The following is a 24,972-nucleotide window of genomic DNA, read 5'->3' on the forward strand; positions in this document are numbered from 1 at the left end:
ATCTTCGGGATTAACGCAAAAACGCCTGCCGATACTCCCCAGGCGTCCCACCCAAAACCTGCCGAAACCGATTGGTGAAATGACTTGCACTGGCAAACCCGCACGCCAATGCAATCTCCCCCAGAGGCTGCGAAGTCGAACGCAACAACTCCTGCGCCCGACTCAATCGCCGCGCCAACACATACTGATGCGGCGGCAAGCCAAAGCTTTCCCGGAACATCCGCGCGAAATGATATTCCGACAGCGCACACAGCGCCGCCAATTGACCCAGGCTGATCGCCTCGGCCAATTGATTGTCGATGAACTCCACCAACTGCCGCCGCTGATGCGCCGCCAGTCCACCCTTGAGCCGCAAGCCCTCACGCATCCCGACCTGGCCGAGCAACACGTGGCTGAGCATTTCGTGAGCGAGGCTGCTGGTGAGCAAGCGTTCGCCGGGTTCGTCCCAGTTGAGCGTGAGCATCTGCCGAAAGCGCCGGGCTTGTGCCAGGTCATCAAGAAAAGTCGCTTCGCGCAATTGCAGTTCGCGCGGCTCGCGGTCCAGCAGCGTGACGCAGCCGAGGGCGAATTGCTCGGGGCTGAAATACACGTGGGCCAGGCGAATGTCGCCGTTGATTACCCAGCCTGACTGATGCTCGGCCGGCAGGATGCACAGCTTGTCCGGGCCGCCCTTGGTGCCGGGCTGGTCGCGACGGAAAGTGCCGGTGCCGCCGGCGATGTAGCAGGACAAGGTGTGGTGGCTTGGCGCCTCATAGTCCTGGGCATCGTGATGGTTGCTCCACAAGGCTGCAGCCATGCCGTCACCGAGCTCGGCGCTGTGCTCGAGGCGAGCATTGGGCGAGCGGTTGAGGGCTTGAAAGACTTGCAGGGTTTCCAGTGCGGGCATGATCGCTTTCTCTCCGACGCCTTGCATCCTACTCCGTAGACTTTGCGCTGCCAGCCTCTGCCACGACAAAAGCGCAAGTTTATGCAAGTGCGCCCACGATCAGCGCAGCACACTGGATCCCTAATCAGGCAATGCACTGTGGCGAGGGAGCTTGCTCCCGCTTGAGTGCGCAGCACTCACAATAACTGGAGAAACTTGCCAGGATGGGGCCGCTACGCAGCCCGGCGCGAGCAAGCTCGCTCACCACACCGCATTGCCCATTCCGGAGCTGTCGCCATGAACCTTTCGTTGTACTTGTTGACCGTGCTGATCTGGGGCACCACCTGGATTGCCTTGAAATGGCAGCTGGGCGTGGTGGCCATTCCCGTGTCGATCGTCTATCGCTTCGGCCTTGCTGCGCTGGTGCTGTTCGTCCTGTTGCTGCTCAGCCGACGCCTGCAAGTGATGAACCGTCGCGGGCATTTGATCTGTCTGGCTCAGGGACTGTGCCTGTTCTGCATCAACTTCATGTGCTTCCTGACCGCCAGTCAGTGGATACCCAGCGGTCTGGTCGCCGTGGTGTTTTCCACCGCCACGTTGTGGAATGCACTCAATGCGCGGGTGTTCTTCGGTCAGAAAATCGCCCGCAACGTGTTGATGGGCGGTGCACTGGGTTTGTTCGGCCTTGGCTTGCTGTTCTGGCCCGAGTTGGCCGGTCATACCGCCAGCCCGGAAACCTTGCTCGGCCTGGGTTTGGCGCTGCTCGGCACCCTGTGTTTCTCGGCCGGCAACATGCTCTCGAGCCTGCAACAGAAGGCCGGTTTGAAGCCGCTGACCACCAACGCCTGGGGCATGGCGTATGGCGCTGCGATGTTGTCGGTGTGGTGCCTGGTCAGGGGCATTCCATTCGACATGGAATGGAACGCGCGCTATATCGGCTCGCTGCTGTACCTGGTGATTCCGGGTTCGGTCATCGGCTTCACCGCGTACTTGACGCTGGTCGGGCGTATGGGGCCGGAGCGAGCGGCCTATTGCACCGTGCTGTTCCCGGTCGTGGCACTGAATGTCTCGGCATTTGCCGAAGGTTATCAATGGACCGCACCGGCATTGGTCGGGTTGGTGTTGGTGATGCTGGGCAACGTGCTGGTCTTTCGCAAGCCCAGGGCGCGAGTGTTGCAGCGGACTGGCAATCTGGTCTGACAAATCTGGAGGTCGAGCGCGTTACTGTTCAGCGCTCAATCTTTAACGCGATATACATCAGTAACGGCAACATGAAATCGACAATATGCCGAGCCCAATCCTTGGCATTCCATGTTTGCGATCTATCCATGTCGAACCATTCGACGCCCACGACCTGCAAGCAGACGTAATAGATGAATAAACCGATTAATAGACCCATGATCGAGAATTTTTTTGCTTCATGGAATTCACGGGCAGACGCATTCAGTTTTCGATAAAGGTGGTAAGTGCCTAACAGGCAGTAAATGGTGTAGGTCACTTCGAGGGTGATGATGAGCCAGTAGATGCGATGGTGCAACATGGGCGAAGTGATGGCCCGGTAGGTTGTTCGTTCGTTGTTGTAGGTTGTGTCCATGCTCAGGACATGGGCGACATATTCGTAGTTTGTGGTGTAGTCGGTGAAGTTGCTATACATCACCAAAAGTCCAAAAAAGCTTATATAAGCCATCAGTGCAATTTTGCTGATTCTGATGATCTTTTCAGTTGTGTAGTTGTTCAAGGTAATTGTTCTCCATGTACATAGTCCGGGGTCGGGCAAGTAAAGGAGAGTCTAAAGTGCTTAACTTTTTTTCGTCGGTTGACTGAATTGCAAGTTGTGTAAAGAAACGGGCAGGCACTTATAGTGTCTGCCCGTTTTAGTCAGCCTTTCCAGACTTGCGGGTTGACCAGATCCTGTGGCCGCTCGCCCAGCAGAGCGCTGCGCAGGTTACCCAGCGCGCGGTTGGCCATGGCTTCGCGGGTTTCATGGGTGGCGGAGCCGATGTGCGGCAATGTCACCGCGTTTTTCAGCTGGAACAACGGCGACTCGGCCAGTGGTTCTTTCTCGTAGACGTCCAGCCCGGCGCCGCGGATGCGGTTGTTTTGCAGCGCTTCGATCAGGGCAGGTTCATCGACGACCGGGCCGCGGGCGATGTTGACGAGGATGGCGCTTGGCTTCATCAGGGCCAGTTCGCGGTGGCTGATCAGGTGTCGGGTTTTTTCGCTGAGCGGGACGACCAGGCAGACGAAATCGGCTTCGGCCAGCAGTTCGTCAAGGCTGCGGAATTGCGCGCCGAGTTCTTGTTCCAGCTGAGTCTTGCGGCTGTTGCCGCTGTAGAGGATCGGCATGTTGAAGCCCAGGCGACCGCGACGGGCAATGGCGGCGCCGATGTTGCCCATGCCGACGATGCCCAGGGTTTTGCCGTGTACATCGCAGCCAAACAGTGGTGCGCCGATGGTGGCTTGCCATTGGCCGGCCTTGGTCCAGGCATCGAGTTCGGCGACGCGGCGGGCGCTGCTCATGAGCAGGGCGAAGGCCAGGTCGGCGGTGCTTTCGGTGAGGACGTCTGGGGTGTTGGTCAGCATGATCCCGCGTTCGTTGAAGTAGGCAACGTCGTAGTTGTCGTAGCCGACGGAGACGCTGGAGACGACTTCGAGTTTGGCGGCGTTTTCCAGTTGCGCGCGGCCGAGTTTGCGACCGACGCCGATCAGGCCGTGGGCGTGGGGCAGGGCTTCGTTGAATTGGGCGTTGATGTCGCCGTTTTTCGGGTTGGGGACGATGACGTTGAAGTCTTGCTGGAGGCGCTCGACCATTTCCGGGGTGACGCGGCTGAAGGCGAGGACGGTCTTTTTCATGGGAGGAGGGCTCGTCGGGGCTTGGTGAATGCCAAGCACGCTAACATTCTTCTCCGTTGTTGTGCGAGTCTGCGGATTGACTGGGAGTTTCTGTGGGAGCTGGCTTGCCAGCGATGGCGGCCTTCGGGCCGACCATGTTGTGGTTGACCGGGTACATATCCATTCCTGCGGTTACGGTTGCTGGCGGTTTCGCCCTTACGGCGACTCACTTTTTTTTCAAACGCCAAAAAAAAGTAAGCAAAAAAAGGCTCGCCCCAAACGTCCGGCCCCTCGCCTGGGCTCGGCGTTCCTTCGCTCCGGTATCCATCCGGGGACACTGCCCTCCGGTCTGCTTCGCGACGACCTACATGCAGCGTGTTCGACTGCGTCGAACGGCGCTGCGCGCCACTCCCCGGATGAACACCTCCACTCAGCCTCCCGACGGGGCGGGTGGATCAAGATCAAGAGCTGCAGGCGAGCTAACGCTCGGCCTGATGAGTGGTGAGAAGCGGGTGTACGTCGATCTGCTTTATGTGGGAGTGAGCCTGCTCGCGATGGCGGCCTGACAGCCGACCAATTTCTTGCAGATGTACACCAACCCCCTGTGGGAGCTGGCCTGCCAGCGATGGCGGCCTGACAGCTAACCAATCTCTTGCAGGTGTACACCAAACCCTTGTGGGAGCTGGCCTGCCAGCGATGGCGGAGTGTCAGCCAACATCAATGCCGGATGTCGGACCGCAATCGCGAGCAGGCTCGCTTCCACAGGGGGATTTGCTCCCTCAGGGATTAGCTGTGCGGCGCAGGTTTTGGTATGGCGACGTTATCCAGCATCCGGTTTGCGGCCAGTTCAGCCAGCATGACGATCTGTTGAATGGCCATCGCCTTGTGCCGGTGCGGGCCTTCCAGATAGTCCGCGAAGTCGCTCGCCATCACGCTGGCCTGGGCCAATGACTCGCAGGTGTGGGCCAGCAGGTCTTCGTCTTTGATGTCCGGTGCGATCAAAAACATCGTGCTGGGTTTGCGGTTGGCAGGGGATTTGAGGGCGGCGGGGTTGAGGTAGTGATCCAGCGCGCGTTCGGCGGCTTCGTTGAGTTTTTTGGAATCGAGGGATTCGTAGGGGGAAACGTCGTCGGTTTCCGGAGGGTTCGGTGTTTCTTTGATCATAAAAAATTACTCGATATGGGATTAATCGAGCTGCCATTTTCGTTTCCAAGCGAAAGGGTGGCAGCCATGCGCGGTCTGGAAAACCGGATATCCCACCAAAACCGGCAGACCCGAAGGTCTCCCGCGCACAGCCGCCATAACAAGGAATTGCGTGCAGAAAAAAGCGCCGCAGTATGCCATGTGCTGTGATGGGAATATCCAGGTTTCCAAGCCTGGCCGCTGATTTTGCAGCGACCCACAAAGCCTACCCATTTCCCGTCCGACCCAACAACCGACAGAACCCGTCGGAAACATTCCCCAAAATCACCGCGTCTGTAGGACCGTGAAATCAGTTCGCCACCCGAACCCCGCCCAGACTCCCACTCAATTCATACGCCACCAATTCCGCCTGATGCGCCGCCAGTATTTCCGGCAGTGACCCGCGCAAGTACTCGACCCACGTCTTGATCTTTGCGTCCAGGTACTGCCGCGACGGGTAGATCGCATACAGATTCAGTTCCTGCGAGCGGTAGTTCGGCATCACTCGCACCAGCGTGCCGTTGCGCAAGCCTTCGATCGCCGCGTACACCGGCAACACGCCGACGCCCATGCCGCTGATGATCGCGGTTTTCATCGCGTCAGCCGAGTTCACCAGGAATGGCGAGCTATTGATGGTGACCATTTCCTGGCCTTCCGGACCGTCGAAGGTCCATTTCTCCAGCGGGATCACCGGGCTCACCAGACGCAGGCACGCGTGGTTGAGCAAGTCGCTGGGTTTGTGTGCGCAGCCGTTGGCTTTCACATAAGCGGGCGAGGCGCAGACGATGCTGTAGGTGATGCCCAGGCGCTGGGAGACGAAGCCCGAGTCCGGCAGTTCGCTGGCCAGCACGATGGACACGTCGTAGCCCTCGTCGAGCAAGTCCGGCACGCGGTTGGCCATGGTCAGGTCGAAGGTCACGTCCGGGTGAGTCTTGCGATAGCGGGCGATGGCGTCGATCACGAAGTGCTGGCCGATGCCGGTCATGGTGTGCACTTTGAGCTGCCCGGCCGGGCGCGCGTGGGCGTCGCTGGCTTCGGCTTCGGCTTCTTCGACGTAGGCCAGGATCTGCTCGCAGCGCAACAGATAGCGCTTGCCGGCCTCGGTCAGGGCGATGCGGCGGGTGGTGCGGTTGAGCAGGCGGGTTTGCAGGTGGGCTTCCAGGTTGGAGACCGCGCGCGAGACGTTGGCCGTGGTGGTGTCGAGTTGCACGGCGGCGGCGGTGAAGCTGCCGGCCTCGGCCACGTAACTGAAGGCGCGCATGTTTTGCAAAGTGTCCATGGGGTGCTCTCGGGTGCGATGGCAAATTGTGACACAAGGTTTCAGAGACTGAGACCCCGACCAAGGGATTATCGCGTTAACGGTAACAAAGATTCACAGGATTCCCAGCTTATCGCCACTAAGACCCACCCCTAGAATTGCGTCGCTGCATGAAACCCTGTGGGAGCGAGCTTGCTCGCGATGGCGGTGGGGCAGGCAGCATCAATGTCAGCCGTAACGGCCTCATCGCGAGCAAGCTCGCTCCCACAAAGATCGCGTTGCCCGCTCTACCAATATCGTGCCTTCTCCATTTCAGGAATTTTCAGCAGTGCCGCGTCGCATCAACAGAGCGCTTCAGACGCTCAGTGTTCTGGCTTTATCCCTGACCCTCAGCGGCTGCATCGGAACCGGAGGAATTGCCCCGCAGGGCCAGGCACTGGAGGCCAATTCACTGGCCACCGACGACGCCATCCAGAGCGCCGCGCAGGACGCTCACTGGCCAACCGCGCAATGGTGGCAGGCCTATGGCGACCCGCAATTGAACCGCTGGATCGACCTCGCCGTGCAAGGCAGCCCGACCATGGCCATGGCCGCCGCGCGGGTGCGGCAGGCCAAGTCCATGGCCGGTATCGCCGAGTCCGCCGAGTCGTTGCAGATCAATGGCGAATCCACCCTCAAGCGCCACAACTGGCCCACGGATCAGTTTTATGGACCGGGCGAGTTGGCCAACTCGACGACCTGGGACAACAACGCCGCGCTGGGTTTCAGCTACGCCCTCGACCTTTGGGGCCGCGAAAGCAACGCCACCGAGCGCGCCGTGGACATGGCGCACATGACGGCCGCCGAAGCGCGTCTGGCTCAGCTCGAACTGCAGAACAACATCGTGCGCGCCTACATCGAACTGTCGTTGCATTACGCGCAGCGGGACATTGTCGAGGCGACCCTGAAACAGCAGCAGCAGATTCTCGATCTGGCGCAAAAACGCCTGAGCGGTGGCATCGGCACCCATTTCGAAGTCAGCCAGGCGGAAGCCCCGCTGCCGGAAACCCATCGCCAGATCGACGCGCTGGACGAAGAAATCGCCCTAAGCCGCAACCAGCTTGCAGCTCTCGCAGGGAAAGGCCCGGGCGAGGGCGCGCAGTTGCAGCGGCCCACGTTATCGTTGGCCGCGCCGCTGAAACTGCCGTCGTCTTTGCCCGCGCAATTGCTCGGCCAACGCCCGGACGTGGTTGCCAGTCGCTGGCAAGTGGCGGCCCAGGCGCGGGGCATCGATGTCGCCCACGCCGGTTTCTACCCCAACGTCGATCTGGTCGGCAGCCTCGGCTACATGGCCACTGGCGGCGGTGCGCTGGAGTTTTTGACCGGCAAGAAACTCAACTACAGCGTCGGTCCCGCGATCTCGTTGCCGATCTTCGATGGCGGGCGCTTGCGCTCGGAGCTGGGCGAAGCCTCGGCCGGGTACGACATTGCCGTGGCCCGGTACAACCAGACGCTGGTCAACGCGCTGAAAAACATCTCCGACCAGTTGATCCGCCGCGAGTCCATGGACAAGCAGCAAACCTTCGCCGCCGAGTCCGTGGCCACCGCGCAGAAGACTTACGACATCGCGATGATCGCGTATCAGCGCGGGCTCACCGATTACCTCAACGTGCTCAATGCGCAGACTTTGTTGTTCAAGCAACAGCAGGTGCAGCAGCGGGTTCAGGCGGCGCGGCTGAGTGCTCATGCTGAATTGGTGACGGCGCTCGGTGGAGGGCTTGGTGCAGGTAACGATGTGCCGGAAGACAGCCGGACCCAGGCACCGAAAACCCCGATGCTACTTAAGTGAACACAAACCCTGTGGGAGCCAGCCTGCTGGCGATTGCAGTGCGTCAGGTGACATCAGCATCGACTGACACACTGCAATCGCCAGCAGGCTGGCTCCCACAGGGATCTCATCTGGCTGAATATCAATGAGCAGGATTCCATGACTCCCTCGCCCGCACCTCTGCGCTGGCTGTATTCCCTTGAATGGCGCCGGGGTTTCTTCGACTGGGCACGCAGTGATGGCGTGACCTGGGTCTACATTTTCAAGGTGCTGATCGCCGCGTTCCTGACCCTGTGGCTGGCGATGCGCCTGGAATTGCCGCAACCGCGCACGGCGATGATCACCGTGTTCATCGTCATGCAGCCGCAAAGCGGCCAGGTATTCGCCAAGAGCTTTTACCGCTTCCTGGGCACTCTGACCGGGTCGGCGGTGATGGTCGCGTTGATTGCCTTGTTCGCCCAGAACACCGAACTGTTCCTCGGTTCGCTGGCGATCTGGGTCGGGATCTGCTCGGCCGGCGCCGCGCGATATCGCAACTTTCGCGCCTACGGTTTCGTGCTCGCCGGGTACACCGCCGCGATGGTCGGTTTGCCCGCGCTGGCCCACCCGGACGGCGCCTTCATGGCGGCGGTTTGGCGGGTGCTGGAAATCTCCTTGGGCATTCTCTGCGCCACCGTGGTGAGCGCCGCGATCCTGCCGCAAACCGCCAGCGCGGCGATGCGCAACGCCTTGTATCAGCGCTTCGGTGTGTTCGCCTTGTTCGTCACCGATGGCCTGCGCGGTCGCAGCAAACGGGACGCTTTCGAAGCCAGCAACGTGCGCTTTATCGCCGAAGCGGTCGGCCTGGAAGGGCTGCGCAGCGTCACTGTGTTCGAAGACCCACACATGCGTCGGCGCAACGGCCGGCTCAGTCGTTTGAACAGCGAATTCATGGGCATCACCACCCGGTTCAACGCCTTGCACCAGTTGCTCGAACGCTTGCGCAGCAGCGGCACCGATCACGTGGTGGCGGCGATCAAACCGGGGTTGCAAGACCTGGCGGAATTGCTCGACGGCTTCAGCGGTCGCGCCTTGACCAGCCCCGACGCCGCACGCCTGACCAGCGCATTGGCGATCTACAAGGAGCACCTGCCGACGCGGGTGCGTAGCCTGCGGGCGATCTTTCAGGAGCGCGATCCGAGCGACGCCGAGCAGCTCGATTTTCACACCGCGTACGAACTGCTTTATCGCTTCGTCGACGAGTTGCACAGTTATGCACAGACCCACGCTTCGCTGGCCGATCACAGCCATGCCCGGGAGCAATGGGACGAGCCCTTCACTCCGCAAACCAACTGGATGGCCTCGGCGGCTTCGGGGATTCGTGCGGCATTCATTCTGGTCGTACTCGGCAGCTATTGGGTGGCGACGGCGTGGCCGAGCGGGGCGACGATGACGCTGATCGCCGCGGCTACTGTCGGTCTTTCTGCCGCGACGCCGAACCCCAAGCGCATGGCATTCCAGATGGCGTGCGGGACTTTCCTCGGGGCGCTGATCGGCTTCGTCGAGATGTTTTTCATCTTCCCGTGGATCGACGGTTTTCCACTGCTGTGCGTGATGCTCGCACCGGTGATCGTGCTCGGCTCGTTCCTCACTTCGCGGCCGCAATACGCCGGTGTCGGCCTCGGTTTGCTGATCTTCTTCAGCACCGGTTCAGTGCCGGACAACCTCACCGTCTACAACCCTTACGCGTTCATCAACGACTACATCGCCATGGTGCTCGGCATGCTGGTGTGCGCCGCGGCCGGGGCGATCATTCTGCCGCCGAACAGCCGCTGGCTGTGGCGTCGGCTGGAGCAGGATTTGCGCGGGCAAGTGGTCTATGCAATCAGCGGCAAGCTCAAGGGCCTGGCCTCGAGTTTCGAAAGCCGTACCCGGGACTTGCTGCATCAGGCCTACGGTCTCGCGGTGGGTCAGCCGCAGGTACAACGGGACTTGCTGCGCTGGATGTTCGTGGTGCTGGAGGTCGGCCACGCGATCATCGAGTTGCGCAAGGAACAGGCAATTCTGCCGGTGCATCCTGCTTACGCAGAATCCCAGCCATGGCGCCATGCGATCCGCGTGATGGGCCGCTCGCTGGTGCGGCTGTTTCTGCAACCGAGCCAGAGCAATCTGGAGCGTGGATTGATCGCGGTCGACCATGCCATCAGTCGTGTGCAGGCCACCGACGAACCCTTTGCACCGCATTTCGACACCTCGGCTTTACGTCGGGTGAAGAGCTATCTGCACTTCATTCGTACGTCGCTGCTCGACCCGCAATCACCGCTCAGCGCCTATGCAACAACCCATTCCCAAGGACTTGAACATGCCTCGTGAAATCGCCTTCCACGGCGTGTACATGCCGACCATGACGCTGATGTTTTTCATCGCCGCGGCGCTGGCCTGGGCGCTGGACCGATTCCTGTCCGGGTTCGACCTGTACCGTTTTTTCTGGCACCCGGCGCTGCTGCGCCTGAGCCTGTTTAGCTGTCTGTTCGGCGCCCTGGCGCTGACTGTCTACCACTGACTCTCTATTTCTGAAGAAAAGGCACCGATGAAAAAGCTTTTCAGCCTGCTCGCCACCCTGTTGGTGCTGGCCCTCGCCCTATGGATCGGCCGCACCCTCTGGGTGCATTACATGGACACGCCGTGGACCCGCGACGGCCGGGTGCGCGCCGACATCATCAACGTCGCCGCCGACGTCACCGGCGAAGTGGTGGACGTGCCAGTGCGCGACAACCAACAGGTGAAAAAGGGCGATTTGCTGATGCGCATCGACCCCGAGCACTACCGCATCGCGGTCAAACAGGCGCAGGCATTGGTGGGTTCACGCAAGTCAACGTGGGAAATGCGCAAGGTCAACGCCCATCGCCGCGCCGACATGGATGCCCTGGTGATCTCCAAAGAAAACCGCGACGACGCCAGCAACATCGCCGACTCGGCCCTGGCCGATTACCAGCATGCCCAGGCGCAACTGGAAGCGGCCGAACTGAACCTCAAACGCACCGAGGTCCGCGCGGCGGTGGACGGTTATGTGACGAACCTCAACGTGCATCGGGGCGACTACGCGCGCATCGGCGAAGCGAAAATGGCCGTGGTCGATATGAACTCGTTCTGGGTGTATGGCTTCTTCGAGGAAACCAAGCTGCCGCACGTGCGGGTGGGCGACAAGGCCGACATGCAGTTGATGAGCGGCGAAGTGTTGAAAGGGCATGTGGAAAGTATTTCTCGCGGGATCTACGACCGCGATAACCCGGAAAGTCGCGAGCTGATTGCGGATGTGAACCCGACGTTCAATTGGGTACGCCTGGCGCAGCGGGTGCCAGTGCGGATTCACATTGATGAGGTGCCGGAGGGGGTGCTGTTGGCGGCGGGGATTACGTGCACGGTGGTGGTGAAGCAGGGTTCCGAATAGCAGGCAGCATTTGGTGAGCTCGCCTGCGCCTTACTTGCCGTCAGGCTTTGCGCAACGCATCGAATTCGGTGTCTGCATGTTGGCCATTGACCAGGAGGATTCCGGCAGTGCCGAACTTTGAACTGGGCGTCCCGTCGGGATTGAGGATCGCCACAAAACCGTGTTTCATTTCGTCCTGCGCCAGCGCATGGCCGGCGACCAGAATCCGGCCGTTGGACAGGATGTGGCAATCCTTCAGAGCGGTGGAGGCTGTTCCATCGGGCAGTTTTACTTCAACCCGTCCCTCTTTACCGAACGTTTTTACCGGGAAGCCCAGTGCGTCAAATTTGAGAAGCGTTGCTGTTTCAACGTTGAGCAGGGCTGTTACGTAGTTGGCTCCGACGATAATGCTTCCGCCCGCAAGGGTTCTAATCACTGGGGATTCGCCAATGCAGGGATGGCAGCCACTGGTGTTTTTGACGATGACTCGTCCATCGTCACCGAATTTTTTGTCCCAGCTTCCGCGGCTATCAATGCACAGAATCTCTATGTGTGGATCCAGGCAGTCAGGTGATGTTGACCAGCCAACCATAAAGACCCGGCCGTCGCCCACGGCAGTTTTAGTGCCGCCGGCATTGCCTGGAGTAGCGAATTTAATCTGCTCCGGATCCCAACTTTCATGGCGGTCTCGCGCTATGTGGTGGGGAATATTGGGTAGGGGCTGGGCCATCATGTCGACTCCCTCCTTCATCGAGCTCCAGTTGCCGGGACGAAAACTGATCTCAGATGAGGCATTGAGCCCCTGGCCCATCCTCATGACTCGCCTGTTTTCGGCGCCTCAACTTTGAGCTGATGTGATGGAGGTCGTCTACTGTCAACTCTGACAGGTAGACAAGCGTTAAATTGTGTGTTTCGCGGCTGCAATCCGACGTGCCCGGGTCTTACTGCTTGCAAAACGTCTCATGCAAATGCCGCCAGATCACCGGGCCGGACGCTTGCTTCTCAAACGCCACTGTCGAGCGTCGATCCGAATGCAGCCCCGTCGCATCCGTCTGCCGCTCGCGATAACTCACCACCGCGCCACCGTCGTACAGCGCGATACCCCGTAAATCGCTGAGCTCGATCCTGAACCCGAGTTTCCTTCCGCCCGCCAGCAGGAACAACTCGTTCAGCGCGGCGAAATCCAGCACCCGGCCCAATGGCGAGATCATGGAAAACTGTGGCGAAAAACGCGTTAGCAGGCGTTCAAGCGCGGACTCGTCCTGGTCCTCGGCCAGCCATTGCTCGATGGCGATGTGGGCCTGGATCACTTCGTCGAAGTATTCGGTGTAGTCGGTCATCAAAGTGTCCCTGAAATTTTCAATGTTCGTTCTGACGCCATCGCGGGCAAGCCCGCTCCCACAGGTTTAGCGCAGGTCCTGTGGGAGCGGGCTTGCCCGCGATGGTGTCGACTCGGTCTTAGAGTTGCCCCGTCAACCCAAACCGCTTCATCAACCCCGCCTCCAGCAACCCTTTAGGCAACAAGCCCGCCAACAACGGCAATGCCCGGCTGCCGTTGCCCAGTCGAATCAGACGCGGTGGCTTACCCTGCTGCACGGCCTTGAGCAAACCTTCGGCAAATTCCCGGGCCGGTGTCGGCTTGTCCTGAGACGCCTTGGCCCGCGCACGAATGCCTTCACGCAATGGCCACCACGGGGATTGCTCGGTAATCAATTGCTCCGCCTCATGCCCGGCATTCTTGGCGAAGCTGGATGCGATTGCCCCCGGCTGTACTTCCATTACTCGCACACCAAACGGCGCCAACTCCATGCGCAACGCATCGCTCAACGCGTGCACCGCCGCTTTCGAGGCGCAATAGGCGCCGGCAAATGGCGTGACCAATACCCCGGAAACGCTGCCGATGTTGACCACCAAACCCTTGGCACGGCGCAGCACCGGAAACAGCGCGCGTGTCACACCGACAATCGCAAACACATTGGTTTCGAACTGCCGCTGCATCGCCGGCACGCCGCCGTCGAGCAGCGGCCCCATGGCGCCGTAACCGGCATTGTTGATCAACACGTCGAGGCCGCCATGTTGCTGGTTGATCTGCTCGCTCAGCTGTTCGAGCGCGGCGCCGTCGTTGACGTCCAGTTGCACGGCGGTGAAACCGGCGGCGGCCAGAACAGCCACATCTTCAGCCTTGCGGGCGCTGGCCCAGACTTCGTATCCGGCACCTTTGAACACATCGGCGAGGGCGCGGCCAATGCCGCTGGAGCAACCGGTAATCAACGCAACGGGCATGGCGCGGTCCTTGTGCAAAAAAAATAGGGATCAGTCGGAGAAACTACCCTGCAAACGCTCGGCGCGAAACTCCAGGGTTTGCGGACGATAGCCAGGGCGTAGCGGCGGCAGGGGCAAGCAGTCTTCCCAATTGGCGCCGGCCTGCAGTTCGCCGGGGCCGCGATAGCGCGGGGCGGCGTATTGATTGTCGGCCAGATTCACCGTATCGCCCGGCGCGTACGCGGCAACGCGCCAGCGCAACTCGGTCAGCGGCACATCGTTGCCATTGTTCATGGTCAGCTGCAACGGGCGGTCCGCCGGGCAGTGTTCGGGCGCGTAGGTGATGCGTAACTCCAGGCGCGCCAGTTGCTTGACCTCGCGGCTGTCCATCCAGATCACCCACGTGGCCACCAGACCCAGGCCGATGGCGGCCGCCACAGAGACGGGCAACGCCTTGGCCGGGTAGCGCAGCAATAAAATCAGCCAGGTGATGACCAGCAGGACGCCGATGAACATGTTTGAACGCTCCTTGAACTCATGACCACCATCCTACCGAACGGCTGCCGGAATGGACATTCACGGATCAATCACGATCACCGTTGGTCGGTACTGTAATTTCTGACAGTAGCCATCCCTGAGCATGCGGAGTTAGATAACCGCAGGCAAACAGGGACGAATCGGCATGCAGGCTGCGGCAGCAGGAATGCACTACAACACACCCCGATTGTTCGCCGTCGATCCGCGAGGGCTGCCGGTTCGTTCGGTTGATTATTGGCGCGAAGACGAAAGCGCCACCGCGCTGGCGCGCATCAATCGCACCGCCTACGATGCCGCAGGTTTTGCAAGGAAGCTGTGGGATCCGCGGCTGTGGACGTCGCAAAAGGACGATCTCTCCACGCCTGCCAATCTCACGACCGTGCATTCGCTGACCGGTCATCCCGTCTGCACGGTCAGTGTCGATGCCGGCTCACAGACCAGCCTTCTCGGCCCGGCCAATGAAGTGCTGCAAGGCTGGGACAGTCGCGGTACCCGACGCGAGATTCACTACGACGAGCGGCTTCGTCCCTTGGCGGTGTTTGAGCACGTTGCCACGCAGCCACCCCGATGTGCCGAACGTATGGAATATGGTGGCGCCGATCCGGTTAACCGCGATCGTAATCAATGCGGGCAGTTGATTCGTCAGGACAGTCCCGGCGGGACCGTGCTGTTTGAGGCGTTTGCGATCACCGGCCAGTGCACCCGGCACATTCAGCACTTCACCCTCGACGCCGTTGCACCGGATTGGCCGGAGCGAATAGCGGATCGACAAACACTGCTGGAGCCGGGCGCGGGTGCCGTTTCAACGTGGCGTTACGGGCCGTTGGGGAATGTGCTGGAAACGGTCGATGCCCGGCAGAACTGCCAGGTCTTTGCCTTCACCCTTGATGCCCGGCTACGCCAAAGCGCCTTGAAGCTGGGCGGCAAAACCACTTGGCAAACACTGGTCAGCGAGATCGAGTACAACGCCGACGGACAGACCCTGCGCGAAGTCGCGGGTAATGGCGTACGAACAACGCTCACGTATGGCCCCGAGGATGGTCGGCTGATGGAGCGGCGAGCGGACAGCGATCGCGCCGGACTGCTGCAACATCTGTTCTACACCTATGACCGAATGGGCAATGTGCTGAGTATCGAAGACAAGGCACTGCCGGTGCGTTACTTCAACAATCAGCGTATTGATCCCGTCAGTCGCTTTATCTACGACAGTCTTTATCAGTTGATCCAGGCGTTTGGCTGGGAGGCGGGCAGCCCCAACCAGGGGCCGGAATCGGTCGTTCGTACTGATCCGGCGGCGGTCAGCAATTACCAGCAGACCTACCGCTACGACGAGGGCGGCAACCTGCTGAAGTTGACGCATGTCGGCGCACAAAACCCTGGGCGTGAATTGACCGCCGCGCTTTACAGCAATCGCTGCCTGCCCTGGCGCAACGGTGTGCCGCCGACGGAAGAGGACATCGCCGCTGCATTCGATGCCAACGGTAATTTACTGGAGCTGGACCCGGGGCGGTTTCTGACCTGGAATCTGCGTAATGAACTGGCGTCGGTCTGCCCGGTGGAGCGCGCGTCCGGGCGCAATGACTGTGAGCACTATCTCTACGATGGCGGCGGTCAGCGGGTGCGCAAAATTCGCTCGTTGCAGACCAATGCTCGGACCGTGGTGGCTGAAGTCCGCTATTTACCGGGGTTGGAAATTCGCACCGACAGCGGCACAGGGAAGGTGCGACAGGTCATCATTGCGCAGGCCGGGCTCAATAGTGTTCGGGTGCTGCATTGGGAAAGCGCTCCACCGTCAGGCGTCAACGATCAGTACCGCTTCACCCTGATCGATCACCTCAACTCCTGCAACGTGGAACTGACCGACGATGCGCAAATCATCAGTCAGGAAACTTACTACCCCTTTGGCGCAACAGCTTGGTCTGCCGGCCCGAACGACACCGATGGGGATTACAAAACAGATCGGTATTCGGGGAAGGAGCGAGATGCGACGGGGCTTTATTACTACGGGTACCGCTATTACATCCCGTGGTTGCAGCGTTGGCTGAATCCGGATCCGGCGGGGGATGTCGATGGTCTTAATTTGTATGCGATGGTCATTAATAACCCAATGACGTTATGGGATATGAATGGGCTGCAAAACACCGGGAACTATGTAGTGAATGTAGGGTTGAAGGAGAAACTGGCGCTGAAATTAGCTCAACTGAAGAAAATCAGCGTGCTTGATATCACGTCCGGGAAATATAAAAAGTCAGGTGAATTTAAGGTCGTGGAGGTAAATTCGGACAGCAAATACCTGGTGGTAGGTGACGAGGTAAAAAATAATCTGAAAAACTACAAGGACATTTATAGTCGGCGCTCTAACGTTTCTTCGCTCAAGAACGGAGTGAAAGAAGAATCTAACAATAGCCTTGGAAAAAGTGTTTCGGGCTACATGTTGCGAAGCGCAAATGACACCTTTGTGGAGGGGGCGAACGCTCTGGACTCACCGAACCGGCATCCTGATATGTCCGTTGAACGACGATTCTTTGTTGTTGTGAAAAGGGCGGATAAGTATAAATTGCCTGAGCAACGAGAAATTTACGGTATCTCCGAATTAAGCACTTTTACGGAAAAAGGAAAGACGGAGGTAACGGTCGTTCAAACCGTCGTCCACCCTGATACGCAAGGTGACGAGGAACAATCAGGGTCGAAGGTGGGGAGCACTGGTGCGGCAGGACGACTACCCCATATGCGAGGGATAGGTACTTACTTGACGGTGCAATCTATAACGAATGTGTCAAAAAAGATGAACGTTTCGAAAGTTCAGACCGAGGCGATCAATCCGCGCTCCGCCAAAATCGCAATAAGGTTTGGCGCTAAGTTAGTCAGTTAAACAAAAAACCGCCCAACCCGCTGCGGATAGGGAACGCAGCGGACTGGACGGGGGCTTCTGGTTTTGCTTAACGCTTACTGCGCGATGGTTTTCACCGACACGCCGCGTTCGATCGGGGTGGAGCGACCGTAGATATCTTCAAAGCGCTCGATATCGTCTTCGCCCAGGTAGCTGCCCGATTGCACTTCGATGATCTCGAGTGGAATCTTGCCCGGGTTGCGCAGACGGTGAACCGAAGCGATCGGGATGTAGGTCGACTGGTTCTCGCAGAGCAGGAACACGTTTTCGTCGCAGGTCACTTCGGCGGTGCCGCTGACCACGATCCAGTGTTCGGCGCGGTGGTGGTGCATTTGCAGCGACAGGCACGCGCCCGGCTTGACCGAGATGTGCTTGACCTGGAAACGGCCGCCCATGTCGACCGAGTCGTAGGAGCCCCACGGACGATAGACTTCGCAGTGGTTCTGGGTTTCGGTGCGGCCCTGTTCGTTCAGGGTGTTGACCATTTGTTTTACGCCTTGGACCGAGTCCTTGTGGGCGATCATCATGGCGTCCTTGGTTTCGACGACCACGATGTTTTCCAGGCCGATCACCGACACCAGTTTGCCGTTGCCGTGGATCATGCAGTTTTTGCTGTCCTGAATGACCACGTCGCCTTTGGTGACGTTACCGTTGACGTCTTTGTCATTCACTTCCCACAGCGACGCCCAGCAACCGACATCGCTCCAGCCTGCGGTCAGCGGCACGACGCAGGCGCGCTGGGTTTTTTCCATCACCGAGTAATCGATGGAATTGTCCGGGCAGCAGGCGAAGGTGGCTTCGTCGATGGTGACGGTGTCGGCATCCTGTTCGCTGCGCTCAAGCGTCAGCAGGCAGGTGTCGTAGATGTCCGGATCATGCTTTTTCAGCTCTTCCAGGAAGCGGCTGGCGCGGAACAGGAACATGCCGCTGTTCCAGAAGTAACCGCCGGACTGGACGAACTCGGTGGCGCGTTTCACATCCGGTTTTTCGACGAAGTGCGAGACGCGGCTGACGCCTTCGGGCAGCAGCGAGTCATTGGTGGACTTGATGTAGCCGTAGCCGGTTTCCGGTTTGGTGGCCGGTACGCCGAACAGCACCATTTCGCCGTTTTCGGCGGCGACGGTGGCCAGGGCCAGGGCGCGTTGCAAGGCTTTCTGGTCGTCCAGTACGTGGTCGGCCGGCAGCACCAGCATCAGCTCGTCACGACCTTCGTTGACCAGCATCATCGCGGTCAGGGCCACGGCCGGCGCCGTGTTGCGGCCGAACGGTTCCATCAGGATGCGCTGGGTTTCCAGTTTGCGGTTGGTCAACTGCTCGTTGACGATGAAGCGGTGGTCCTTGTTGCAGACCACGATCGGGGTGTCCATGCCTTCAAACACCAGGCGCTCCAGGGTTTGCTGGAACAGCGTGTGTTCGCCGGTCAGGGCGAGGAACTGTTTAGGGAACTGCTTACGGGAAAGCGGCCAAAGACGTGAGCCGCTACCACCTGACAAGATCACCGGAATCATGTTGTTACTCCTTGAAAATCGTATGGGTCAGAGCTACTGCGTTCTGTCGTTTCACTCTTGTTCTTATTCCGTAGCCAGGCCGTCTCACCGATCTCTGTAGCAGCTGCCGAGCCTGCGAGGCTGCGTTCGAGCGCGAAGCGGTCGTTATCCTGGCAACTCGGTCTCTCTGAAAGACCGAATGTGCCGGTTTTACGACTGCTGCGCAGCCGGACGCAGGCTTCGCCAGCTGCTACAGAGGGATCACCGTCCTGACGAATTATTTAGCGCGTCGAAACCGGGCGTTTTACCCAGACTGGCGACAGGCTGCTGCCTTTGCCTGTGACGTACAGCACGGCGGCTTCACCGCGTTCCAGGGCAACCGGTTTCACGTCGCCGACTTTGGTGGCGCCGTCATACAGGGCCAGGCTGACTTTGACCGGGTTGATTTCACGCTCGCCACGGCCCTTGGCCGCTACGGACGGAACCACTTCGGTCTTGCCGTCAGCAGTTTTCAGGGTCAGGGCCTTGTCGCTGAGGTTCTGTACGCGAACCAGGGATTTCTGCTTGTTCTTGAACGGCGGCTCTTCGATCAGTTGCGGCGCGCCGCTGGCGTTGTTGACCAGGGTGTAATAGTGGTCGCCGGCCAGTTTCACCGGCAGCGTCTGGCTGCCGACCTTGGCGCTGTAGTCGCCGCCCGGCATGAAGCTGAAGTCGGTGCTGGACAGCGGCGCGACTTCGGCCAGGTTGGTGCTGCCGACGGTGGCGCTGACTTCAGCGTTACCGGCGTTGTAGACACGGACGAAGCTCGAACCTTTCGGTGCAGTCGGGCCGTAGAGTGCAGCGTCACCAGCAAAGGCGGACATCGATAACACGCTCATGCCAGCAACAAGTGCAAAGGTCTTGGCGAGACGGCGAGGAGTAGTAGTGAAAGTCATGGTAGTACCTCTCTCTTTCAGTTTTGCGCCCGGTCGGGCGTCTCGGATTTAGTGTTTGCGGCTACGTTTTGTTGGCGGGCGCCGGCTTCTTTGAGCTCTGCGACCCACTGCGGGTCGGCGTCGCCGATTTCGTTGTTCACAGGCAGATAACGTTCAGGAAACTCCCAGATCAGCACCTGTGGCGGGCTGTTCTTGAAAGCATCACTTTTCAGGTAGCTGAGCATCGGCAGAATCGGGCCGTGGCCGTCTTCGGCGTAATTGACCACGTCGCTGTTCAGCGCTTGTTTCAGCGCACCGACGAAGTTCCAGTTCGGGTTGGCGCTGTAGCTGGTGCCGATCAGGGCCACCGGCACTTCAGTGTTGGCGAACAGCGCGTCATCACCGGCAGGCTGGTCTTGCGCGACCACGGTGTTGCGCTTTTGCAACGGTTCGGTCTTCGGCATCAGGTTTTCGAACAGCGGGTCCAGCGGCAGGAACAACCGCAGGTCGCCCTTGTGCGTGACTTTCTCCGCAGGTTCAGTGACGAAGCGTTGCGGCTCGCCGCTGAGCGGGGTCTTCTCGGCAATGGTCTTGGCCAGAGTCTCGGCGGCGATTTGTGCGCCTTCCGGGGTCCAGTGAGTGTCGGTTCGCAGGAACACTTGCTGACCGTCGAGCTTGGCGTGGAGCATCGGACCGAACAGGTCGGGCGCGATGATCTTGTTGGCCGCCACACGAGCGTGGAAGTCTTCATAGAGGTTGGCGTGAATGCTCGAAGGCTTCACTTGGCCCAGGTGTTCCGGGTACAGGCGAGTCTTGGCCGGCACGATCGCCATCACCAGTTTCACGCCTTTGGCCTTGAGTTCCTGACGTACGCCTTCTACGAGCGCGTAGTTGCCTTGCAGGTTCAACTCTTCGTTGACGATCGGGTTGAATTCTTCATCGCTGTACAACCATTGATCGCGGCCGAGCACGACGCCCGGACGACCTTCGTTGAACAGTTTGAAATCCAGCGCAGCCCAAAGGTTGGTGCCCAGGCGCTTGATCGGGAACTCTTCGTCGTAATGCGTTTCCACGGCTTTGGCCCAGCGGCCATTGAGCACTGTCGCGTCGGCGTTGGTGCTGAAGCCGAAGAAGCTGCGCGTCGACCACAGGCCCAGCACCAGCAGGGTCACCATGAACAGGGCGATGTAGAAGATACGTAATGAGCGGGTCATGGTCAGATCCCTCAGAACTGGAAGTAAAGGAACGGCGAGAAGCTTTGCGCCGAGAGTTTGAAAATCGAGGCGATGAACAGCACCAGGACCAGCGTGCGCATCACGTAACGGGACCAGTCCGCCGTCCAGTAGGCCGGTTGCACGGTGGCTTCAACGCCAACGGTGTAGCCAGGCTCATGGATGCTGGTCGGGTTGTCGCCCGGTACGGCTTTGATCATTCCTGGCGTGGCAGCGGCAGGGCCGTCGGCCTCGACGTTGACCACAGGCTTGGTCTTCTCAGGCGGCAGGTTGCTGTAGAAATCGCGGATGCCGAAGAACGCCAGGGTCATGTAAGCCACCACCAGGGTTGCCACTTGCAGGCCGGTGAGGCTGGCCGCGTTGAGTTCCGACAGTGACCATTCACCGAAGCTGAACATCGCGCCGTACATGCGACCGGCGACGTGCAGGTTTTCCGAGCGGAAGATCACCCAGCCCATGACCACGAGCAGGAAGGTCAGCGCCCAGCGGATCGGGTTGATGCTGCGTGGCGAGGTGTTCAGGCCCAGGGCTTTTTCAATCGCCAGCCACATGCCGTGCCACGCACCCCAGATGATGTAGGTGATGTTCGCGCCGTGCCACAGACCACCGAGCAGCATGGTCAGGAACAGGTTGCGATAGGTCATCAGCGTGCCTTTGCGATTGCCGCCCAGCGTGATGTACAGGTAGTCACGCAGCCAGGTGGACAGGCTGATGTGCCAGCGCCGCCAGAACTCGGTGATCGACTGGCTGATGTACGGCTGTTTGAAGTTTTCCATGAAGCGGAAACCCATCATCAAGCCCAGGCCGATGGCCATGTCGCTGTAGCCGGAGAAGTCGAAATACAACTGCGCGGTGTACGCCAGCGCGCCGAGCCAGGCATCGCCCGTGGTCGGGTTCTGCAAGGCGAAGCAATGGTCGGCGACCACCGCTAGGGTGTCGGCGATGAAGACTTTCTTGATGAAACCCTGCATGAACCGCGTGGCACCTTCGGAGAACTTGTCGAGGGTGTGGGTGCGGTTGTTGAACTGGTCGGCGAGGTCGCGAAAACGCAACACCGGGCCGGCAATCAGGTGCGGGAAGATCGCCACGAACGCCGCAAAGTCGATCAGGTTGCGCGTTGCCGGCGTGTCGCCACGGTAGACGTCGATGATGTAGCTGATGGACTCGAAGATGTAGAACGAGATCCCGATCGGCAACAGCACGTGGGTCAGGATGAACGGCGAAAGACCCACCGACGTCATCATCGCGTTGATGCTGTCGACGCCGAAGTTGGCGTACTTGAAGTAGCCGAGGATGCACAGGTCGACGCCCACGCCGAGCAGCAGCCAGCGCTGGGCCGGTTTGGTTCGAACGCCTGCGGCGCCGACTTTGAGGCCGATCCAGTAGTTCCACAGCGTGACGGCGGCGAACAGCGCGAGGAAGTCCACGCGCCACCAGGCATAGAACACATAGCTGGCGAGCAGCAGCAGCAGGTTGCGATAGCGTATTCCGCTTAAGTAGTACATGCCGAGAAAGATCGGCAGGAACAAAAACAGGAACACGTTGGATGAAAATACCATCCCGGTCTCTCCATGTTTAACCAACAGTCAAGGGCCAACGGCCCCCCCAAACCCCCCACCGAAAACCGAGGGAATATCACTCAACTCAAATCTTGCACTGACCCTAGTGGGAGCGAGCAAGCCCGCTCCCACAGGGGTTATGTGTTGGCCCTAAGAACCTTTGCCTTTCTCGTTGGCCGGGTCGTAGACCTTGGTCAGGTCACCCCCGAGGCGGAAGGTCTTGAACGGCTGCATCTCGTGTTTTTTCTCGAGCACATCCGGCGAGCAGGTGTAGAGCGTGCAGAACGGTTCCAGCCAGGCGAATTTCGAATCGACCTTGAGGTCGGTCATGTCCTGTTCTTTACCGTTCTTCTTCTCGAATTCGTCCGGGTCTTCAACCCCCGACAGCACTCGATCACCCAGGCGTTTCAGCGCGCCGTTGTTTTCCTGGCGCAAATCCACACCGTTGACCTGCGCAAAACTGGCGATCATCGCCAGCGGCGGCAGGGCGTAGTTGTGATAGGCGAGGGCGCGTTGCTGGCGCTTGAGTTCGTTGGGCAGGAAACCCTGGGCGTCAATTTGATTGGCGGCGACCTTGAATTCCTTCACCGACCAGTCGAACAGGTCGCGGCGGTTGGTGGCGATGGACGTTGCCATCACCGACCAGGCGGACCAGTACGAGTGGTTGTTGGTTTTTTCCAGCGGCAGGTTGTCCCAATCGCTGACCACCTGATCCGCCATTTTGCTGAACCAGGCTTCAATCAACTGCGACTCTTGCTGATGGTTGGCCAACGGATGCGAGTCGGAGAACTTCAGGCGCAGGTACGAAGACGCCATGCTGCCCAACGCCCATTTGCGCATGGACTTGCCGGTGTGGTTGAAGTCCTTGGACATCAATGCATCGGCCTTGGCCCAGGCGGTCAACCAGTTCAAGGTGCATTCCAGTTGTTCCGGACGACCGTCACGCATGTACTGCATCACGCGCTTGCTGGTGCCGCGCTCAATCTTGGTGATGTCGGCGGTGGTGTCGCGGAAGGCTTTTTCCGAGGCTTCGTTCAGGGTCGAACGGGCCTTGTCGGAGCCTTCGTACTTGCTGCGAAATTGCAGCGAACCGGTATACGGCGTCGGCACCGCATCACAGCCTTCGCTCTTGTCGCCGGTTTTGACTTTTTCAATCGGCGCGAAGTAGCCCTGGGGCGGACGAAGGGGCGCGGCGGCCTGCGTGGCGCCGGCGAACATCGCCAGCGTCAGCAGTGACGGTGCGAGTAATCTTTTCAAAGTTCGGGTTTGCATAATTGCCTCATTGCCCGGCCGAAGCGGTACGCTGCCCAGCGCCAGGGAATACGTTGCGTTTGCAGATTTTCGCTTCGACTTTCTGTGGCGTGGCACCTGCTTCAGGGCCCTGGATTTCGACGGCCAGCAAATTCTGCGTGGCCCAGTCTTCGTCCGTACGCAACTCAAAGGCAAAGCGCCCGTCGGTGTCGGAAGTTTCCGGTTTTTCGATTTTGATGTCCTCGTGGCGACCGTTCATGTACCAGAGGGTGGCTTGCAGGACTTTCACCGACGCATCGGCGAACTGGATGTCGACCTGGTGACTGCCGTTTTGCAGGTTCAGGTTCTTGCTGTTGACCATTAATTCGTTCTTGCCCGGTTTCAACGTGGTGCTGCCGGTCATCTGTGCATCCTTTCCTTCGCAACCGTTGTCCAGCAACGCCATCATCTGGCGGTAGGTGGTTTCCTGGTCTAGGCGATAGAGCGGCGAGAATTCCCAGATCAGAATCTTCGGCGGCTTGGTCTGGAACTCTTCGCTGCCCAGGTACTGCAGCATCGAACCTTCCAGGCCACCGCCGGGGAACGCCACGTTGAGGATGTCGGCGCCGATGGCCTCTTCGAGGAAACCGGCGAAGTTGTAGTTCTTGCCACTGTGGCTGGTGCCGACCAGGGTGATCTCTGGATTGCCGGAGTCACTGAACAGGTCGCCGTCGGCGGCTTCGCCCTTTGGCTCGGTGGTGAACTGATCCATGTACTGGATCGCGTAGCTGGTGCCACAGAGTTGACCGGCCATGTTGTGTAATGTTCCGGTCTTGCCCATGCGACCCGACTTATGGCTCTCGAACTCGCGCTTGGGAATGTCCGCGAACTCAGGCAATTGCTTGATTTTCTCGCCGACGATTTTCGCTGTGCGCTGGGCGCCATACGGCGTCCAGTGTTGGTCGCCGCGGAAGTAGAAGTCGTGGGCCGGCAGGGTGTCGGGCAGCGATTCGTTGGTCAGCGGCGACAGGTCCGGCACCACATAACCCATGGCGGCGAAACGGCCGAGCATGGTCTTGTAGTTCTTCAGCGCCTTGTCGAAATCGAACTTGGCTTTGTCTTCCGGATTGAGCTTGTTGCGGTTCACCAGGCCACGGGTCGGCTGGTAAACGACGACCAGTTCCACGCCTTTGCTCTTGAACGCATCGTGCAGTTCTTTCATGCGTTTGTAGCCGGCGGGGGTGGTGTCGAATTCGGTGCGCAAGTCTTCTTGCGTACGGAACAGCCAGTCGCCCTGAGCCTGCACCAGCGTGGTGAAGTTCTGCTGGTAGCGCGTGGTGTAGTTCTTCGCGTCGTGAGCTTCGGGGCACAGGTTGCAGCACGGTTCAGCACTGAAACTAGGGGCTTTGACTTCATCGGCCCGGACGCCGGCGCTGGCCGCGAGAATGCCGGCGGTCAGGGCCGACAGGCTGAGTAATTTGATCAAGTGTGGGTGCATAAAATTATCC

21 protein-coding genes are annotated in these 24,972 nt (G+C 59.6%); 6 read left to right on the forward strand and 15 right to left on the reverse strand.

Features of this window, described 5'->3' with window-relative positions; genetic code table 11:
• Positions 1-10: 10 nt before the first annotated feature.
• Entirely contained in the window at positions 11-886 is an 876-nt protein-coding gene (locus ACA060_RS04650) for a helix-turn-helix domain-containing protein (RefSeq protein ID WP_497318178.1), read from the reverse strand.
• A gap of 276 nt (positions 887-1,162) precedes the next feature.
• Here ACA060_RS04650 and ACA060_RS04655 point away from each other — a divergent pair, with 276 nt between their 5' ends.
• A complete protein-coding gene (locus ACA060_RS04655) occupies positions 1,163-2,065 on the forward strand; it encodes a DMT family transporter (protein ID WP_109628053.1) in 903 nt (300 codons plus the stop codon).
• 28 nt (positions 2,066-2,093) lie between these two features.
• Here ACA060_RS04655 and ACA060_RS04660 read toward each other — a convergent pair whose 3' ends face one another.
• From ACA060_RS04660 to ACA060_RS04675, 4 genes are all read right to left on the reverse strand, one after another.
• Positions 2,094-2,603: a DUF2165 family protein gene (locus tag ACA060_RS04660; protein ID WP_497315708.1), complete on the reverse strand. Its 510-nt coding sequence runs from the start codon at positions 2,601-2,603 to the stop codon at positions 2,094-2,096.
• A 140-nt stretch (positions 2,604-2,743) separates the two neighbouring features.
• Positions 2,744-3,718, reverse strand: coding sequence for a 2-hydroxyacid dehydrogenase (locus ACA060_RS04665; RefSeq protein WP_497315710.1), 975 nt, complete (start codon positions 3,716-3,718; stop codon positions 2,744-2,746).
• Positions 3,719-4,483: 765 nt separating this feature from the next.
• On the reverse strand, positions 4,484-4,861 hold the full coding sequence (locus ACA060_RS04670; protein WP_497315712.1) for a DUF6124 family protein: 378 nt from the start codon (positions 4,859-4,861) through the stop codon (positions 4,484-4,486).
• Positions 4,862-5,189: 328 nt separating this feature from the next.
• Complete coding sequence (locus ACA060_RS04675; protein ID WP_010463147.1) at positions 5,190-6,158, reverse strand: LysR family transcriptional regulator; 969 nt, start codon at positions 6,156-6,158, stop codon at positions 5,190-5,192.
• Between the two features lie 307 nt (positions 6,159-6,465).
• On the opposite strand from ACA060_RS04675, the gene ACA060_RS04680 reads away from it, so the two are divergent.
• From ACA060_RS04680 to ACA060_RS04695, 4 genes are all read left to right on the forward strand, one after another.
• The gene (locus ACA060_RS04680) at positions 6,466-7,965 is read left to right on the forward strand and encodes an efflux transporter outer membrane subunit (RefSeq protein ID WP_497315714.1); all 1,500 of its coding nucleotides are present in this window, start codon (positions 6,466-6,468) and stop codon (positions 7,963-7,965) included.
• 138 nt (positions 7,966-8,103) lie between these two features.
• On the forward strand, positions 8,104-10,296 hold the full coding sequence (locus ACA060_RS04685) for an FUSC family protein (RefSeq protein ID WP_497315716.1): 2,193 nt from the start codon (positions 8,104-8,106) through the stop codon (positions 10,294-10,296).
• Positions 10,286-10,486, forward strand: a complete 201-nt coding sequence (locus ACA060_RS04690) for a DUF1656 domain-containing protein (protein ID WP_109628062.1) — start codon at positions 10,286-10,288, stop codon at positions 10,484-10,486. The genes ACA060_RS04685 and ACA060_RS04690 overlap by 11 nt, the downstream gene beginning before the upstream one ends.
• 27 nt (positions 10,487-10,513) lie before the next feature.
• On the forward strand, positions 10,514-11,374 hold the full coding sequence (locus ACA060_RS04695; RefSeq protein WP_497315718.1) for an efflux RND transporter periplasmic adaptor subunit: 861 nt from the start codon (positions 10,514-10,516) through the stop codon (positions 11,372-11,374).
• Positions 11,375-11,414: 40 nt separating this feature from the next.
• On the opposite strand, the gene ACA060_RS04700 is transcribed toward ACA060_RS04695, so the two are convergent.
• From ACA060_RS04700 to ACA060_RS04715, 4 genes are all read right to left on the reverse strand, one after another.
• Positions 11,415-12,086, reverse strand: a complete 672-nt coding sequence (locus tag ACA060_RS04700) for an NHL repeat-containing protein (protein ID WP_497315720.1) — start codon at positions 12,084-12,086, stop codon at positions 11,415-11,417.
• Between the two features lie 208 nt (positions 12,087-12,294).
• Positions 12,295-12,693 (reverse strand): DUF4440 domain-containing protein, encoded by a 399-nt coding sequence (locus ACA060_RS04705; RefSeq protein ID WP_109628065.1) that lies wholly within the window; start codon positions 12,691-12,693, stop codon positions 12,295-12,297.
• 118 nt (positions 12,694-12,811) lie between these two features.
• Positions 12,812-13,636: an SDR family oxidoreductase gene (locus ACA060_RS04710; RefSeq protein ID WP_497315722.1), complete on the reverse strand. Its 825-nt coding sequence runs from the start codon at positions 13,634-13,636 to the stop codon at positions 12,812-12,814.
• A 30-nt stretch (positions 13,637-13,666) separates the two neighbouring features.
• Positions 13,667-14,131 carry a multidrug transporter gene (locus tag ACA060_RS04715; protein ID WP_109628067.1) on the reverse strand — a complete coding sequence of 155 codons (465 nt, stop codon included), beginning with the start codon at positions 14,129-14,131 and terminating at the stop codon, positions 13,667-13,669.
• 166 nt (positions 14,132-14,297) lie between these two features.
• Here ACA060_RS04715 and ACA060_RS04720 point away from each other — a divergent pair, with 166 nt between their 5' ends.
• Positions 14,298-17,024 carry an RHS repeat domain-containing protein gene (locus ACA060_RS04720; protein ID WP_497315724.1) on the forward strand — a complete coding sequence of 909 codons (2,727 nt, stop codon included), beginning with the start codon at positions 14,298-14,300 and terminating at the stop codon, positions 17,022-17,024.
• A gap of 74 nt (positions 17,025-17,098) precedes the next feature.
• Here the strand turns inward: ACA060_RS04720 and ACA060_RS04725 are convergent, their stop codons facing one another.
• The 6 genes from ACA060_RS04725 to ACA060_RS04750 form a co-directional block, all read right to left on the reverse strand.
• On the reverse strand, positions 17,099-18,550 hold the full coding sequence (locus ACA060_RS04725; protein WP_109628068.1) for a mannose-1-phosphate guanylyltransferase/mannose-6-phosphate isomerase: 1,452 nt from the start codon (positions 18,548-18,550) through the stop codon (positions 17,099-17,101).
• A gap of 260 nt (positions 18,551-18,810) precedes the next feature.
• On the reverse strand, positions 18,811-19,464 hold the full coding sequence (locus tag ACA060_RS04730) for an alginate O-acetyltransferase AlgF (RefSeq protein ID WP_042932354.1): 654 nt from the start codon (positions 19,462-19,464) through the stop codon (positions 18,811-18,813).
• A 17-nt stretch (positions 19,465-19,481) separates the two neighbouring features.
• Complete coding sequence (locus ACA060_RS04735; protein ID WP_109628069.1) at positions 19,482-20,657, reverse strand: alginate O-acetyltransferase; 1,176 nt, start codon at positions 20,655-20,657, stop codon at positions 19,482-19,484.
• Between the two features lie 11 nt (positions 20,658-20,668).
• A complete protein-coding gene (locus ACA060_RS04740) occupies positions 20,669-22,234 on the reverse strand; it encodes an MBOAT family O-acyltransferase (protein ID WP_109628070.1) in 1,566 nt (521 codons plus the stop codon).
• Between the two features lie 150 nt (positions 22,235-22,384).
• Positions 22,385-23,506: a mannuronate-specific alginate lyase gene (locus ACA060_RS04745; protein ID WP_497315727.1), complete on the reverse strand. Its 1,122-nt coding sequence runs from the start codon at positions 23,504-23,506 to the stop codon at positions 22,385-22,387.
• A gap of 7 nt (positions 23,507-23,513) precedes the next feature.
• A complete protein-coding gene (locus ACA060_RS04750; protein ID WP_109628072.1) occupies positions 23,514-24,962 on the reverse strand; it encodes an alginate O-acetyltransferase in 1,449 nt (482 codons plus the stop codon).
• Between the last annotated feature and the right edge of the window lie 10 nt (positions 24,963-24,972).

Source organism: Pseudomonas sp. LBUM1671 (assembly GCF_059695685.1).

Excerpts from the sequence above, each read along its gene's own strand:
- ACA060_RS04670 (WP_497315712.1), bottom strand. The coding sequence starts at position 4,861 with ATGATCAAAGAAACACCGAACCCTCCGGAAACCGACGACGTTTCCCCC.
- ACA060_RS04665 (WP_497315710.1), bottom strand. The coding sequence starts at position 3,718 with ATGAAAAAGACCGTCCTCGCCTTCAGCCGCGTCACCCCGGAAATGGTC.
- ACA060_RS04650 (WP_497318178.1), bottom strand. The coding sequence starts at position 886 with ATGCCCGCACTGGAAACCCTGCAAGTCTTTCAAGCCCTCAACCGCTCG.
- ACA060_RS04675 (WP_010463147.1), bottom strand. The coding sequence starts at position 6,158 with ATGGACACTTTGCAAAACATGCGCGCCTTCAGTTACGTGGCCGAGGCC.
- ACA060_RS04700 (WP_497315720.1), bottom strand. The coding sequence starts at position 12,086 with ATGATGGCCCAGCCCCTACCCAATATTCCCCACCACATAGCGCGAGAC.
- ACA060_RS04695 (WP_497315718.1), top strand. The coding sequence starts at position 10,514 with ATGAAAAAGCTTTTCAGCCTGCTCGCCACCCTGTTGGTGCTGGCCCTC.
- ACA060_RS04655 (WP_109628053.1), top strand. The coding sequence starts at position 1,163 with ATGAACCTTTCGTTGTACTTGTTGACCGTGCTGATCTGGGGCACCACC.
- ACA060_RS04745 (WP_497315727.1), bottom strand. The coding sequence starts at position 23,506 with ATGCAAACCCGAACTTTGAAAAGATTACTCGCACCGTCACTGCTGACG.
- ACA060_RS04685 (WP_497315716.1), top strand. The coding sequence starts at position 8,104 with ATGACTCCCTCGCCCGCACCTCTGCGCTGGCTGTATTCCCTTGAATGG.
- ACA060_RS04715 (WP_109628067.1), bottom strand. The coding sequence starts at position 14,131 with ATGTTCATCGGCGTCCTGCTGGTCATCACCTGGCTGATTTTATTGCTG.
- ACA060_RS04720 (WP_497315724.1), top strand. The coding sequence starts at position 14,298 with ATGCAGGCTGCGGCAGCAGGAATGCACTACAACACACCCCGATTGTTC.
- ACA060_RS04750 (WP_109628072.1), bottom strand. The coding sequence starts at position 24,962 with ATGCACCCACACTTGATCAAATTACTCAGCCTGTCGGCCCTGACCGCC.
- ACA060_RS04730 (WP_042932354.1), bottom strand. The coding sequence starts at position 19,464 with ATGACTTTCACTACTACTCCTCGCCGTCTCGCCAAGACCTTTGCACTT.
- ACA060_RS04725 (WP_109628068.1), bottom strand. The coding sequence starts at position 18,550 with ATGATTCCGGTGATCTTGTCAGGTGGTAGCGGCTCACGTCTTTGGCCG.
- ACA060_RS04690 (WP_109628062.1), top strand. The coding sequence starts at position 10,286 with ATGCCTCGTGAAATCGCCTTCCACGGCGTGTACATGCCGACCATGACG.
- ACA060_RS04735 (WP_109628069.1), bottom strand. The coding sequence starts at position 20,657 with ATGACCCGCTCATTACGTATCTTCTACATCGCCCTGTTCATGGTGACC.
- ACA060_RS04705 (WP_109628065.1), bottom strand. The coding sequence starts at position 12,693 with ATGACCGACTACACCGAATACTTCGACGAAGTGATCCAGGCCCACATC.
- ACA060_RS04710 (WP_497315722.1), bottom strand. The coding sequence starts at position 13,636 with ATGCCCGTTGCGTTGATTACCGGTTGCTCCAGCGGCATTGGCCGCGCC.
- ACA060_RS04740 (WP_109628070.1), bottom strand. The coding sequence starts at position 22,234 with ATGGTATTTTCATCCAACGTGTTCCTGTTTTTGTTCCTGCCGATCTTT.